The sequence below is a fragment of the Kitasatospora sp. NPDC015121 genome, assembly GCF_055562955.1.
In genome coordinates this window covers 61,583-73,971 of record NZ_JBVHEH010000005.1, presented here as the reverse complement: position 1 = coordinate 73,971, position 12,389 = coordinate 61,583, and the positions used below count along the sequence as shown (strand labels likewise).

At 75.4% G+C, this 12,389-nt stretch carries 15 protein-coding genes; 11 read left to right on the top strand and 4 right to left on the bottom strand.

Annotated elements, in window-relative coordinates:
- Positions 1 to 34: 34 nt before the first annotated feature.
- Both ACZ3J7_RS08425 and ACZ3J7_RS08420 read left to right on the top strand, forming a co-directional pair.
- On the top strand, positions 35 to 619 hold the full coding sequence (locus tag ACZ3J7_RS08425) for a TetR/AcrR family transcriptional regulator (RefSeq protein WP_465618169.1): 585 nt from the start codon (positions 35 to 37) through the stop codon (positions 617 to 619).
- Entirely contained in the window at positions 616 to 1,146 is a 531-nt protein-coding gene (locus ACZ3J7_RS08420) for a hypothetical protein (RefSeq protein WP_465618167.1), read from the top strand. The genes ACZ3J7_RS08425 and ACZ3J7_RS08420 overlap by 4 nt, the downstream gene beginning before the upstream one ends.
- 12 nt (positions 1,147 to 1,158) lie before the next feature.
- Here the strand turns inward: ACZ3J7_RS08420 and ACZ3J7_RS08415 are convergent, their stop codons facing one another.
- A complete protein-coding gene (locus tag ACZ3J7_RS08415; protein ID WP_465618165.1) occupies positions 1,159 to 1,626 on the bottom strand; it encodes an Lrp/AsnC family transcriptional regulator in 468 nt (155 codons plus the stop codon).
- Between the two features lie 147 nt (positions 1,627 to 1,773).
- Between ACZ3J7_RS08415 and pdhA the strand changes: the two genes are divergently transcribed.
- The 4 genes from pdhA (at position 1,774) to ACZ3J7_RS08395 (ending at position 7,062) form a co-directional block, all read left to right on the top strand.
- Complete coding sequence (gene pdhA / locus ACZ3J7_RS08410; RefSeq protein WP_465618163.1) at positions 1,774 to 2,928, top strand: pyruvate dehydrogenase (acetyl-transferring) E1 component subunit alpha; 1,155 nt, start codon at positions 1,774 to 1,776, stop codon at positions 2,926 to 2,928.
- Positions 2,929 to 2,969: 41 nt separating this feature from the next.
- Positions 2,970 to 3,932, top strand: a complete 963-nt coding sequence (locus ACZ3J7_RS08405; RefSeq protein WP_465618723.1) for an alpha-ketoacid dehydrogenase subunit beta — start codon at positions 2,970 to 2,972, stop codon at positions 3,930 to 3,932.
- Positions 3,933 to 3,937: 5 nt separating this feature from the next.
- Positions 3,938 to 5,245: a dihydrolipoamide acetyltransferase family protein gene (locus ACZ3J7_RS08400; RefSeq protein ID WP_465618721.1), complete on the top strand. Its 1,308-nt coding sequence runs from the start codon at positions 3,938 to 3,940 to the stop codon at positions 5,243 to 5,245.
- Positions 5,246 to 5,439: 194 nt separating this feature from the next.
- Positions 5,440 to 7,062: a globin domain-containing protein gene (locus ACZ3J7_RS08395; RefSeq protein WP_465618161.1), complete on the top strand. Its 1,623-nt coding sequence runs from the start codon at positions 5,440 to 5,442 to the stop codon at positions 7,060 to 7,062.
- Between the two features lie 7 nt (positions 7,063 to 7,069).
- Here the strand turns inward: ACZ3J7_RS08395 and ACZ3J7_RS08390 are convergent, their stop codons facing one another.
- A complete protein-coding gene (locus ACZ3J7_RS08390; RefSeq protein ID WP_465618159.1) occupies positions 7,070 to 7,597 on the bottom strand; it encodes an NUDIX domain-containing protein in 528 nt (175 codons plus the stop codon).
- Between the two features lie 363 nt (positions 7,598 to 7,960).
- On the opposite strand from ACZ3J7_RS08390, the gene ACZ3J7_RS08385 reads away from it, so the two are divergent.
- Both ACZ3J7_RS08385 and ACZ3J7_RS08380 read left to right on the top strand, forming a co-directional pair.
- A complete protein-coding gene (locus ACZ3J7_RS08385; RefSeq protein ID WP_465618157.1) occupies positions 7,961 to 8,797 on the top strand; it encodes an IclR family transcriptional regulator in 837 nt (278 codons plus the stop codon).
- Between the two features lie 260 nt (positions 8,798 to 9,057).
- Positions 9,058 to 9,486 (top strand): SsgA family sporulation/cell division regulator, encoded by a 429-nt coding sequence (locus tag ACZ3J7_RS08380; RefSeq protein ID WP_465618155.1) that lies wholly within the window; start codon positions 9,058 to 9,060, stop codon positions 9,484 to 9,486.
- A gap of 76 nt (positions 9,487 to 9,562) precedes the next feature.
- Here ACZ3J7_RS08380 and ACZ3J7_RS08375 read toward each other — a convergent pair whose 3' ends face one another.
- Positions 9,563 to 9,937 (bottom strand): phage holin family protein, encoded by a 375-nt coding sequence (locus ACZ3J7_RS08375; protein ID WP_465618153.1) that lies wholly within the window; start codon positions 9,935 to 9,937, stop codon positions 9,563 to 9,565.
- Positions 9,938 to 10,054: 117 nt separating this feature from the next.
- On the opposite strand from ACZ3J7_RS08375, the gene ACZ3J7_RS08370 reads away from it, so the two are divergent.
- The 3 genes from ACZ3J7_RS08370 (at position 10,055) to ACZ3J7_RS08360 (ending at position 11,464) form a co-directional block, all read left to right on the top strand.
- Entirely contained in the window at positions 10,055 to 10,372 is a 318-nt protein-coding gene (locus ACZ3J7_RS08370; RefSeq protein WP_465618151.1) for a cupin domain-containing protein, read from the top strand.
- A 46-nt stretch (positions 10,373 to 10,418) separates the two neighbouring features.
- Positions 10,419 to 11,075 (top strand): thiaminase II, encoded by a 657-nt coding sequence (gene tenA, locus ACZ3J7_RS08365; RefSeq protein WP_465618149.1) that lies wholly within the window; start codon positions 10,419 to 10,421, stop codon positions 11,073 to 11,075.
- Positions 11,076 to 11,263: 188 nt separating this feature from the next.
- A complete protein-coding gene (locus ACZ3J7_RS08360; protein WP_465618147.1) occupies positions 11,264 to 11,464 on the top strand; it encodes a hypothetical protein in 201 nt (66 codons plus the stop codon).
- Here ACZ3J7_RS08360 and ACZ3J7_RS08355 read toward each other — a convergent pair.
- Positions 11,442 to 12,353, bottom strand: coding sequence for an NAD-dependent epimerase/dehydratase family protein (locus ACZ3J7_RS08355; RefSeq protein ID WP_465618145.1), 912 nt, complete (start codon positions 12,351 to 12,353; stop codon positions 11,442 to 11,444). The genes ACZ3J7_RS08360 and ACZ3J7_RS08355 overlap by 23 nt on opposite strands.
- Positions 12,354 to 12,389 lie beyond the last annotated feature (36 nt).

Genomic DNA, 12,389 nt, shown 5'->3' with positions numbered 1-12,389 from the left:
GGCGCCGCGCGCCCGCCCCGGGGATACTCGTCGCATGGCCGACCACTCCACGCGCGCCGCCTACACCGTCGACTCGCTGCTCGCCGTCACCGTGCGGGTCTTCAACGAACGCGGCTACGACGGCACTTCGATGGAGGACCTGTCCAGGGCCGCCGGGATCTCCAAGTCCTCGATCTACCACCACGTGCGCGGCAAGGAGGAGCTGCTGCGCCTCGCCGTCGGCCGGGCACTGGACGCGCTGTTCGCGATCCTCGACGAGCCGGCCGCCGCCGGGGGCCGCCCGGTGGACCGGCTGGAGCACGTGGTGCGCCGCACCGCCGAGGTGCTGCTCGCCGAACTGCCGTACGTGACGCTGCTGCTGCGGGTGCGCGGCAACACCGCCACCGAGCTGTGGGCGCTGGAGCGGCGCCGCGACTTCGACCACCGGGTCGCCGAACTCGTCCAGGCCGCCGTCGACGCCGGACAGCTGCGCGCCGACGTCGAGCCCCGGCTGGCCACCCGGCTGCTGTTCGGCACGGTCAACTCGCTGGTGGAGTGGTACCGGCCCGGCCAACGCGGCGCCGAGGGCCTGCCCGACGCGGTCGCCCGGTTCGCCTTCGAGGGCCTGCGCGCCCGGTGAACCCGCACCTCCCCGGCGAGCTGGAGGCGCTGCGCGAGCTGCTGGACGACTGGACCTCCCACCAGAACTTCGACATGGTCGTGGCGATCGGCGAGGACCGCGGCCTCGACCACGGCCGGCTCTGCTGGGACGCCCTGGAGCGGCGGCCGGAACCGCTGGTGCACGCCCCCGGGGCCTGCCGCTGCCGCCGGGGGCACAGCGGCCCGCGGCACGTCCAGGGGATGCGCGAGGCGCTGGCCGTGCGCGTCCCGGCGGCGGACGCGGCCGAGTGGATGGCGCTCATCCTCGGGACGTCCCTGCTGTCCGGCTCGTACGCGGGCGTCCCGCAGGCCCGGGTGCTGGCCGCGCCGCTGGTCGCCCTGCTCGGCCCGGACGCCGACTGGCGGGCCAACGGCCGCGCCGCGCACCGCCCGCCCGCCGGCGGCAGCCGCGGCTGGCGACCGGTCAGCGTGATGCTGGTCGACGCCGCGCTGGTCGGCGTCGGCGCCGGCCGCACCGTGGTGGCCGTCGCCACCGCGGACGACTGAGCGGCGCCGCTCCTACGGCTCGTCCGCCGGGATCTGGTCGGTCTCCTCGAAGACCAGCATGGTGCGGGTGCCCAGCACCTCCGGGATGGACTGGATGCTGCCCAGCACCAGCTCGCGCAGCGCCCGGTTGTCCGCCGTGTGGACCAGCATCAGCACGTCGTAGTCGCCGCCGACCAGCGCGATGTGCGCCACCCCCGGCAGCCGCAGCAGCTGCTCGCGCACCGTCCGCCAGGAGTTCTGCACGATCCGCAGGGTGACGTACGCGGACGCCGCCTGTCCGGCCTTCTCGTGGTCGACCCGGGCGGTGAAGCCGCGGATCACGCCGTCCTCGACCATCCTGGAGATCCGGGCGTACGCGTTCGCCCGGGAGACGTGCACCCGCTCGGCCACCGAGCGGATCGAAGCCCGGCCGTCCTGCCGCAGCAGCCGCAGGATCGAGCGGTCGACCCGGTCGAGTCTGGACACCTGTTCAGCCGACATGGCCCCCCACCCCTCGCGATTGGACGTGCTGGCCCCAGCAGACCCTCCTTTCGGCCGACTGTCCACCGTCCTGACGGGGATATGGTCAAGATGAACAGACGACCGAACAATCGGTAGGGAGCCCCCACCACCCCGGAGGTGCCCGAGATGACCGTCCTGGACCACAGGAACCAGCCCGCCGAGGCCGACCCCGTCCCCGGCTGGCGGCCCGGCGCCACCGCGCCCCGCACCGACCCCGGCCCGTTGCTGCCCGACGCCGAGCCGTACCGGGTGCTGGGCACCCCCGCGGCCGCCGACGCCGACCCCGAGCTGCTGCGCGAGCTGTACCGGCGGCTGGTCGCCGGCCGCCGCTACAACCAGCAGGCCACCACCCTCACCAAGCAGGGCCGGCTCGCCGTCTACCCGGCGTCCACCGGCCAGGAGGCCTGCCAGGTCGCCGCCGCGCTCGCGCTGCGCCCCGCCGACTGGCTGTTCCCCTCCTACCGGGACACCCTCGCCGTGGTCGCCCGCGGCGTCGACCCGCTGCAGGCGCTCACCCTGCTGCGCGGCGACGCGCACACCGGCTACGACCCGCGCGCCACCCGCACCGCCCCGCTGTGCACCCCGCTGGCCACCCAGGTCCCGCACGCCGTCGGCCTGGCGCACGCCGCCCGGCTGGCCGGCGACGACACGGTGGCGCTGGCCCTGCTCGGCGACGGCGGCACCAGCGAGGGCGACTTCCACGAGGGCCTGAACTTCGCGGCCGTGCTGCACGCCCCCGTGGTGTTCCTGGTGCAGAACAACGGCTACGCGATCTCCGTCCCGCTGACCCGGCAGTCCGCCGCGCCGACCCTCGCCCACAAGGCGGTCGGCTACGGCATGCCCGGCCGGCTGGTCGACGGCAACGACGCGCTCGCCGTGCACGCGGCGCTCACCGAGGCCGTCGAGCGGGCCCGCACCGGCGGCGGCCCCACCCTGGTCGAGGCGCTCACCTACCGGATCGAGGCGCATACCAACGCCGACGACGCCACCCGCTACCGGCGGCCCGAGGAGGTCGACGCCTGGCGGGCGCACGACCCCGTCCGGCTGCTGGAGGACGCGCTGCGCGACCGCGGCCTGCTGGACGAGCGGCTGGTCGCCGACGCCGCCGAACAGGCCGAGCGACTGGCCGCCCGGATGCGCGCCGAGTTCCACACCGACCCCGAGCTCGACCCGATGTCGCTGTTCGCCCACGTCTACGCCGAACCCACCCAGCAGCTGCGCGAACAGGCCGAACGGCTGGCCGCCGAACTCGCCGCGGAGGCCGAGGTGCAGGGCCGGTGAGCACCGTGGTCAGCGAACAGCACGGCCTGCGCACCGGCACCATGGCGCAGGCCCTCAACCTCGCGCTGCGCGACGCGATGCGCGCCGACAAGACCGTGCACGTCCTCGGCGAGGACGTCGGCGCGCTCGGCGGCGTCTTCCGGATCACCGACGGCCTGACCGCCGAGTTCGGCCCCGAGCGCTGCCTGGACACCCCGCTGGCCGAGGCCGGCATCCTCGGCACCGCCGTCGGCATGGCCATGTACGGGCTGCGCCCCGTGGTCGAGATGCAGTTCGACGCCTTCGCCTACCCGGCGCTGGAGCAGCTGTTCTCGCACGTCGCCAAGATGCGCAACCGCACCGCCGGGAAGCTCCCGCTGCCGATCACCGTCCGGATCCCGTACGGCGGCGGCATCGGCGGCGTCGAGCACCACAGCGACGCCTCCGAGGCGTACTACGCGCACACCCCCGGCCTGCACGTGGTCACCCCCGCCACCGTCGCCGACGCGTACGGGCTGCTCCGGGAGTCGATCGCCTCCGACGACCCGGTGGTGTTCCTGGAGCCCAAGCGCCTCTACTGGGGCAAGGACGGCTGGGACCCGGCGGCGGGCGTCGAACCGGTCGGCAGGGCCGTGCTGCGCCGACCCGGCAGCTCGGCCGTGCTGGTCACCTACGGGCCCTCGCTGCCGGTCTGCCTGGAGGCCGCCGAGGCCGCCCGGGCCGAGGGCTGGGACCTCGCCGTGCTCGACCTGCGCTCGCTGGTGCCGTTCGACGAGGAGACCGCCTGCGCGGTGGTCCGCTCGCTGGGCCGGGCCGTGGTGGTGCACGAGTCGGCGGGCTTCGGCGGCGCCGGGGCGGAGATCGCCGCCCGGCTGACCGAGAAGTGCTTCCACCACCTGGCCGCGCCGGTGCTGCGGGTCACCGGCTTCGACATCCCGTACCCGCCGCCGATGCTGGAGCACCACCACCTGCCCGGGGTGGACCGGATCCTGGACGCCGTCGCCCGGCTCCAATGGGAGGAGTGATGGCGATGCCGGTGGTCCGCGAGTTCACGCTGCCCGACCTCGGTGAGGGACTCACCGGGGCGGAGGTGGTGCGCTGGATGGTCGAGGTCGGCGAGGTGATCGCCGTTGACCAGCCGGTGGTGGAGGTGGAGACCGCCAAGGCGGTGGTCGAGGTGCCCTGCCCGTACGGCGGGGTGGTCACCGCCCGGTACGGCGAGGTCGGGCAGGAGGTGCCGGTCGGCGCGCCGCTGGTGACCGTCGCCGTCGCGCCCGGGCCGGGCGGTCCCGAGGCCGGGGACGAGCCGGCGGTGGAGCGGCCGCTGGTCGGTTACGGCGTCGCCGAGACCCGGCGGGCCGGACGGCGGCGGGTGCTGCCCGGCGACCCGACCGCGCCGGTCGAGGCCCCGGCGGCTCCGGCTCCGGCCCCGGCGGCCCCGGCGGTGGTCGCGGTGATCTCGCCGCTGGTGCGCCGACTGGCCCGCGAGCACGGCCTGGACCTGGCCGAGGTGGCCGGCAGCGGGCCGGAAGGGCTGGTCACCCGGCGCGACGTGGAGCGCGCGGTCCTGGCGACCGCCGTGCCCGAGCGGACCGCTGTTCCACGTGGAACCGGACCGGACGGCGCGGCCGCGACCGGGGCCGCGACCGGAGCGGACGGCGAGCTGGTGCCGCTGCGCGGGCTGCGCCGGGCGGTGGCCGAGAAGCTCACCCGCAGCCACCGGGAGATCCCCGCCGCGACCTGCTGGGTGGACGCCGACGCGACCGGACTGATGGCGCTGCGGGCCGAGTTGAACCGGGTGCCGGGCCCGAAGGTGAGCGTGCTGGCGCTGCTGGCCCGGATCTGCCTGGCCGGCCTGGAGCGCTTCCCCGAGCTGAACGCCAGCGTCGAGGGCGAGGCGCTGCGCCGCCACCCGGCCGTGCACCTGGGCTTCGCCGCGCAGGGCCCGCGCGGCCTGCTGGTGCCGGTGCTCCGGGACGCCGGGCGGCTGGGCACCGAGCGGCTCTCCGCGGAGCTGGCCCGGCTGACCGAGGGGGCCCGGGCGGGCAGCCTCGGCCCGGCCGAGCTGACCGGCGGGACGTTCACCCTGAACAACTACGGCGTCTTCGGGGTGGACGGGTCGACGCCGATCCTGAACCACCCGGAGGCGGCGATGCTCGGGGTCGGCCGGATCACCCCCAAGCCCTGGGTGCACGAGGGGGAGCTGGCGGTCCGCCAGGTCGTCCAGCTGTCCTTCACCTTCGACCACCGGGTGTGCGACGGCGGCACGGCGGGCGGGTTCCTGCGGTTCGTCGCGGACTGCGTGGAGCGGCCGGGGCTGCTGCTGCGGGCGCTCTGAGGCCGGGCCGGGGCCGCTGCTGCGGGCGCTCTGAGGCCGTGCCGGGGCGGCTGCCGCGGGCGGTGCGGCCGGGGAGGGTAGCGGGTGGACGGGCCGGGTGTCCGGGGTTCGCCGGATTCTTCGGATGAACTGTGCGGTCGGTGCCAGTGTGCTGGGGCGTCAGCAGACAGGTCGACCGGAGGCGGAACGAACCCTTGAGCACTCGTCAACTCGTCCTGGGGAGCAGGTCGTCGCAGGCCGGGGCCGGTCGGGGCACCACGCCCGGCCCCGTGGCCCCCGGTGCCGAGCCCGCGCCCGACCCCGCTCCGGCCGACCCGGCCGGGGAGCCCCCGACCGCCGGGGAGCGGCCGGCGCCGACCGCGCCGGCCCCCGGTGCCCCGCCCGCCCCGCCGGTGCCGCTCGGGCTGACCCCGGTGCCGGCCGTCCCGGCGAAGCCGACCTGGGCGCCGGCGGTGCCCTCGGCGGTGCCGGTGCCGCCGCTGCCCGCCTTCCGGCCCGCGGTGGGACCGGTCGCCCCGGCCGCCCCGGCGGGGTTCGTGCCGCTGTTCGGGCGGGCGCCGGCGCTGAACTGGGTCGGCCCGGGCGACCGGTGGAGCCGGGCCTGGGGCGTGCAGCCGGCGGTCGAGCCGCCGCCCGCGCCGGAGCAGCCCGCGCCGGAGCCGTCCGGCGCGGTGGAGGCCGGGCCGCCGAGCGCCGAGGAGCTGGTGCTGGTGCGGGCGAGCCTGGCCGCCGTGGCGCCGGACGCGGACCGGGCGATGGCGCACTTCCACGCGCTGGTGTTCCTGCGCCACCCGGAGCTGCGGGCGATGTTCCCGGCCGCGATGGACGGGCAGCGGGCCCGGCTGTTCCGGGCGCTGCGGCTGTGCGCGGCCCGGGCGGGCGACCCGGCGGAGCTGCGCGACCACCTGGGCCCGCTGGGGCGGCGGCACCGCAAGTACGGGGTGGGGTCCCGGCACTACGCCTCGGTGGTGGACTGCCTGGTGGCGGCGCTGGCCCGGTACGGCGGCAGCGGTTGGGACGGGCGCACCGAGGCGGCCTGGCGGCGGCTGCTGGCGCTGGTGTCCGCGCTGATGGCGGCGGGCGCGGACGAGGAGGCGGGGTCGACCCCGCCGTGGTGGCAGGCCGAGGTGGTCGGGCACCGCCAGGCGGCCCGGGACGTCGCGGTGCTGACGCTCCGTCCCGACCAGGCGTACCCGTTCCGGGCCGGGCAGTGGGCGGCGGTGGAGACGCCGTGGTGGCCCCGGGTGTGGCGGCCGTACTCGTTCGGGTCGGCGCCCCGGCCGGACGGACTGCTGACGCTGCACGTGAAGGCGGTGCAGGCGGGCTGGGTGAGCAACGCGCTGGTGCACCGGGCCCGGCCGGGCGACGTGCTGCGCCTGGGCGGGGCGGAGGGCGCGATGACGGTGGACCACGCGGCGGGGGAGGACCTGCTGTGCGTGGGCGGCGGCACCGGGATCGGGCCTCTCGCGGCGCTGGTCGAGGAGGTCGCCGAGCGAGGCGCGGCCGGCCGCCGGGTGGAGGTGTTCTACGGGGCGCGCCGGGCGGAGGGGCTGTACCGGTTGGAGGAGCTGCGCGAACTGGCGTCCCGGCACGACTGGCTGACCGTCCGTCCGGTGGTCTCGGAGTCGGCCGGGGCGCCGGCCGGGGCGCTGGTCGGCGACCTGCCGGAGGTGGTGGCCCGGTACGCGCCGTGGCACGGTTTCGCGGCGTACCTGAGCGGCCCGGCGGCGATGGTGCGCTCCGGGGCGGCGGCGCTGCGGCGCTGCGGGGTGCCGGCCGGGAGGGTCCGGCACGATCCGGTGGAGCGGGCGGACTGACGGGGGCTCAGGCCAGGTCGGGCGCGAGCAGGGCGCGGACGCCCTCGATGTTGGCGGCGAGGTAGGCGCGGAGGCTGGGAGGGACGACGTTGACCGAGGTGACGCCCTCGCGGGTGAACGGGACCCGGACGATCGCGTACTCGCCGTTGGGCCGCTCGACCTCGGGGCCGTGCCGGCGGGTCTCGTCCAGCGCGGCGAGCCGGCAGACGAAGAAGTGCTGCACCTTGACGCCGTGCGGGTGCGCGGGAGTGCCGTCCTCGTGGTGGGAGTGCGCGACGGTGTCGACGAAGGCGGGCACCACGTCGGTCACCTTGCCGCCCAACTCCTCGTCGACCTCCCGGTGCAGGGCGGCGACCACCGTCCGGTCGGTGGGTTCGACGCCGCCGCCGGGGGTGATCCAGTACGGGTGCGGGGAGCCGGGGCGGACCCGGCGGATCAGCACCAGCGAGGCGGGCGCGTGCGGGTCGTCCGGGTCGACCTCCAGCAGGATCGCGCGGGCGGTGCGTTTGACGACTGGACGGACCGGGCCCGACATGGCTGCCACCTCCGGGGCGCGAGCGTTGTGCGGGAGTCTCCCGCGCGGCGGGGGGCGCGAAACTCGCACAAGGGGGCGAATGGGCGGAACCTGTTGCGCCGTACGGGGGGAGCGGCATGCCCGGGGGTGTCAGGCCGTGGCGATGGACACATCCCCTATGGATCTTCGATTCGCCCGGCGGGGCGAGCTGACGCCTCGTAATCTTCGGGGCGGTTTGGCGCAAAACCTTGGCATTGAAGGTGAATTGCCCCATGTGTACGCCATTGTCATTGCGGGGATGCCCGCCCTGTGCTCAAATGTCCGCCTGCCGGGCGGATTCGGAGCAGCCTCCTCCGAGTGTCATTCGATACCCGGGGGATGGGGATGAGCATGCACCGGATCGGGCAACCCGCGGGCCCGGGGACGGCCACGGCCGCCGACGGCGCGATACGCGCGCCGCGGGCGCCCACCCTGATCACCTCGGTGCAGCGCGCCCTGCGCCTGCTGGAGGCGGTCGGGGCGCACGTCCACGGCGCCACCGCCAAGCAGCTCGCCCGCTCCGCCGGGCTCCCCCTCGGCACCACCTACCACCTGCTGCGCACCCTCACCCACGAGGGCTACCTGCGACGGGAGGGCGGCCGGTTCTACTACGGCGCCTCGGTCGACGGGATCAGCCGCGCCGACACCCGGCAGGCCGAGCACGTCGACCTGCGCGGCCGGATGGAGGAGCTGCGCGACGAGCTCGGGGCCGCCGTCTACTACGCGGTCTACGAGGAGGGCGAGGTCCGGCTGGTCGACGTGGTCTCCGGCTCCGCGCAGCCCCAGGTCGAGGAGTGGGCCGACTTCCGGGCCACCGCGCACGCGCACGCCATCGGCCTGTGCCTGCTCTCCCAGCTGGGCACCGAGGAGCGGCTCGACCACCTCTCCCGGCACCGCCCCGCCGCCCTGACCCCGTCCACCTCGGGCGACGTCCGCGCGGTGCTGCGCCGGCTGGACCGGGTCCGGCCCACCATGCCGGTGCTGGAGCGCCAGGAGTACGCGCTCGGCACGGTCTGCGCGGCCGTCCCGATCACCGTCGGCTCGGTGGTCGCCACCATGGCCATCTCGCTGCCGCTGGAGCACGGCGAGCGGCTCGGCCCCGCCGCGGCCCGGCTGCGCTCGCTGGTCGGCGCGATGTTCCCGGCGTTCGTCCGCGGGGACGGTGGTGGGCTGGTGAGGTGATTCCGTGAGGTGTTCGTTCACCATTTGAAAAAGCGAACCTTGTCGGCATCGCCGCCAAACGGGGACGATGGGGCTCGAACGGGGAGACAGGGGACAAAGGGCCCACAGACGCAGCCACCCGTCCGCAGGTACCCGCACGACCTGACGGACCAGCCCCACCAGGGCGCCGTTCCAGCACAGCGAACAAGATCGAACCGATATGCCGCACCCACCGCGCGCACCACGGCGCACCGGGCGGGCAGAACGAGAGGTACTGGCGCATGCACAGCACGGTCCAAGCCCAGATGGCGATGCACCTCGTGGTGTCGAGCGAGCTGTCCTTCCGCATCGTGGTCGACCTGGACTACGACGGCGACGACCCGTTCGCCGTCCGCTTCACCTTCCACCTGCCCGGGGACGAGCCCGTCACCTGGGTCTTCGCCCGCGAACTGCTCGTCGACGGCCTCAGCCGCCCCACCGGCGAGGGCGACGTGCACATCCACCCGGTCGGCGACGAGCTCGCCGAGGTCTGCATCGTGCTGCGCTCCCCGGAGGGCGACGCGCTGATGCGGGCGGCGGCCCCGCCGCTGCTGGCCTTCCTGGCCCGCACCGACCGGCTGGTCCCGCTGGGCCAGGAGCTGGCCGGCGGGGAGCTGGACGAGGAGCTCGCCTCGATCCTCTCCACCACCGGGCACGAGAACGCGGGCTGACCCCGGGTGCGTTCCGGGGCCGGCCCGCGCGGCTGACCGGTCGTCAGGCGGCGGGGCACCGCCGTCCGCCGACCGGTCAGTCGTCCTTCAGCGCCAGGCTGAGGCCCCAGGAGACCAGGCTGATGATCAGCGCGCCGAGCAGCGCCGACCAGAAGCCGTCCACGTGGAAGTCCAGGCTGAGCTTGTCCGAGGCCCAGGAGGTCAGCCAGAGCATCAGGGCGTTGATCACGAAGGTGATCAACCCCAGGGTGAGGACGAACAGCGGCAGCGAGAACAGCTTCACCAGCGGCTTGATCAGGAAGTTGATCACCCCGAAGACCAGCGCGACGCCGAGCACGGTGAGCGTCTTGTGCTGCCAGTCGTCGCCGGTGAGCGTGATCCCGGTGACGATCCAGGCGGCGACCCAGATCGCCGCCGCGTTGATGAGCGTTTTGATCACGAAATTCTTCATGCTGCGGATGGTGGCAGGCCCGGGCGCCCAGGTGGAAGCTCTCCGGTGGGTGTTCTCGCGGCGCCGCCGGGACGGTGCGGTTGAATGGGGCCCGACCAGGGAGAGGAGCCGGGCCCGATGAAGCTGTTCCGCTTGGACCAACTCGACGCCGAGCGCGCCGCGGGCGACGGCGCGTACCTGCGCTTCCTGAAGCAGCCGACGATGTCCGCCGGCCTGTACGCGCTCTCCCCCGGCGACACCGACCCGCAGACCCCGCACGCCCAGGACGAGATCTACCTGGTGGTCAGCGGCCGGGCCGAGCTCACCGTCGGCCGGGAGACCGCCACGGTCGGGCGCGGCAGCGTGGTGTTCGTCCCCGCCGGAACGGAGCACCGCTTCCACCACGTCACCGAGGAACTGCGGGTGCTCGTGGTCTTCTCCCCGCCGGAGGACTGACCCCGTGCCCGCCACCAGGCCCGCGCCCGCACCGGAGGACCGACCCGTGAAGCTCACCGACGAACTGTGGGCGGCCGCCGAGCCGACCTACCGCCGGATCCTCGACCACCCCTTCCTGCTCGGCCTCGCCGACGGCACCCTGCCGCGCGCCGCGTTCCGGCACTTCGTCGTCCAGGACTCGCACTACCTGCGCGACTACGCCCGCGCGCTGGCCGTCTGCGCCGCCAAGGCCCCCGGCGAGGACGACGTGCTGGCCTTCGCCAACGACGCGGTCGGCGCGATCGCCGCCGAGCAGCAGATGCACGGCGAGTTCACGGCCGCGCTCGGCGGCCCCGCCGACGGCGACGACACCGTGCTGCCCACCACCCGCGCCTACACCGCGTACCTGCTGGCCACCGCGTACGGCGGCTCGTTCGCCGAGGCGCTCGGCGCCGTCCTGCCCTGCTACTGGATCTACGCCCGGGTCGGCGAGGAGCTGGCCCGCCGCTCCTCCCCCGATCCGCTCTACGCCAAGTGGATCGCCGCGTACGGCGACGAGGGGTTCCAGAGCGTGGTGCGCCGCGTCCTGGAGCTCACCGACCGGGTCGGCGCGGAGCTCTCCGCCGCCGAACGGCGGCGCGTGGTCGAGCACTTCACCACCACCTCGCGCTACGAGTGGATGTTCTGGGACGCCGCCTGGCGCGGCGAGCGGTGGCCGGTCTGAGCCCTCCCCGGAGGGTTCTCCCCAGGTCGGACCGGCTCCCGTCTCAGGGGAGGATCTCCGGGTTCTCTCGGGGCCGTCCCCCCTCGATTTCGCCTCCCGGCCCCGCCTACGATCGACGTGTCGAGATCGAGGGAGCGGGAACGCAGCCGGAAACACCGGCACCGACCCCGAGGGGAGAAGGTACGGACATGACCGAGCTCTGGAAGTCGCTGCCCTCGTGGGTGCGCACCATCGTGGTCCCGATCCTGCTGCTGATCGTCGCCTGGAAGGTCTTCTGGACCATCGTGGGCGTGGTGGCCGGCATCGTCGGCTTCGCGATCAACGTGCTGGTGCTGGTCGGCATCGCGGCGGTCGTGGTGATCCTGCTCAAGAAGGCCGCGAAGAGCTGACGGCCCGCGTCCGCGCCAGGTAGTCGTCGAGGTCCCGGCCCGGGGTGAAGCCCCGGGACCGGGACTTCCGCGTGTCCAGCACCACCCGGTGCGCGAGCTGGTCCAGCGCGTACGCGGTGACCTGCGGCCGGCGGCCGACCGCGAGCGCCGCCAGCCGGGGCGGCACGTGCAGCAGCCGGGCCCGGCGGCGGTGCGCGGCGAGCACGGCACGCAGCGCGGCGTCCCGGGCGTACGGGGCGCGGTCGGCGATGTTGTACGCCCCCGGCGGCCAGTCGGCCGCCCGCAGGCACGCCTCGGCGAGGTTCTCCACCGCCGTCAGGCTGAGCGCCACGTCGCCGCCCGGCAGCGGCAGCACCCCGTACCGGACCGACGCCAGCAGCCGGGGCACCAGGTGCGGGTCGCCCGGCCCGTACACCGCGCGCGGGCGCAGCACCACGGCGCCGGCGGCGAGCGCGAGCGCGTCCGCGAGCGCCTTCGTCCGGCCGTACGCGTTCAGGTGGCCGGACGCGGTCGGGTGCTCCTCGCCGACCAGCGAGCGGTCCGGGCGCGGGTCGTAGACGCTGGCGCTGCTCACGAACACGAACGGGCGGCCGGCCGCCGCCGCCAGCAGCCGCCCGGTCGCGCCGACGTTCACCGCGTACTGCTCCCGTTCGGCGGGCGACCCCGGCGGGTGGTCGCCGACCGCCGCCGCGCAGTGCACCACCAGGTCCGCCGCCCGCACCCGCGGCGGGACGGCCCCGGTCGCCGCGTCCCACGGCAGGTGCGTCCCGTGCCGGGCCGGACGGCGGCCGAGCGCGAGCACCCGGTGGCCCCGGGCGGTCGCCAGGGCGGCGAGGTGCGCGCCGCAGAAGCCGGTGGCGCCGGTCAGCGCGATGGTCAACGGGGGCACGGGCGTGGGCCTTTCGGGTGGGCCGCAGGCGCGGTC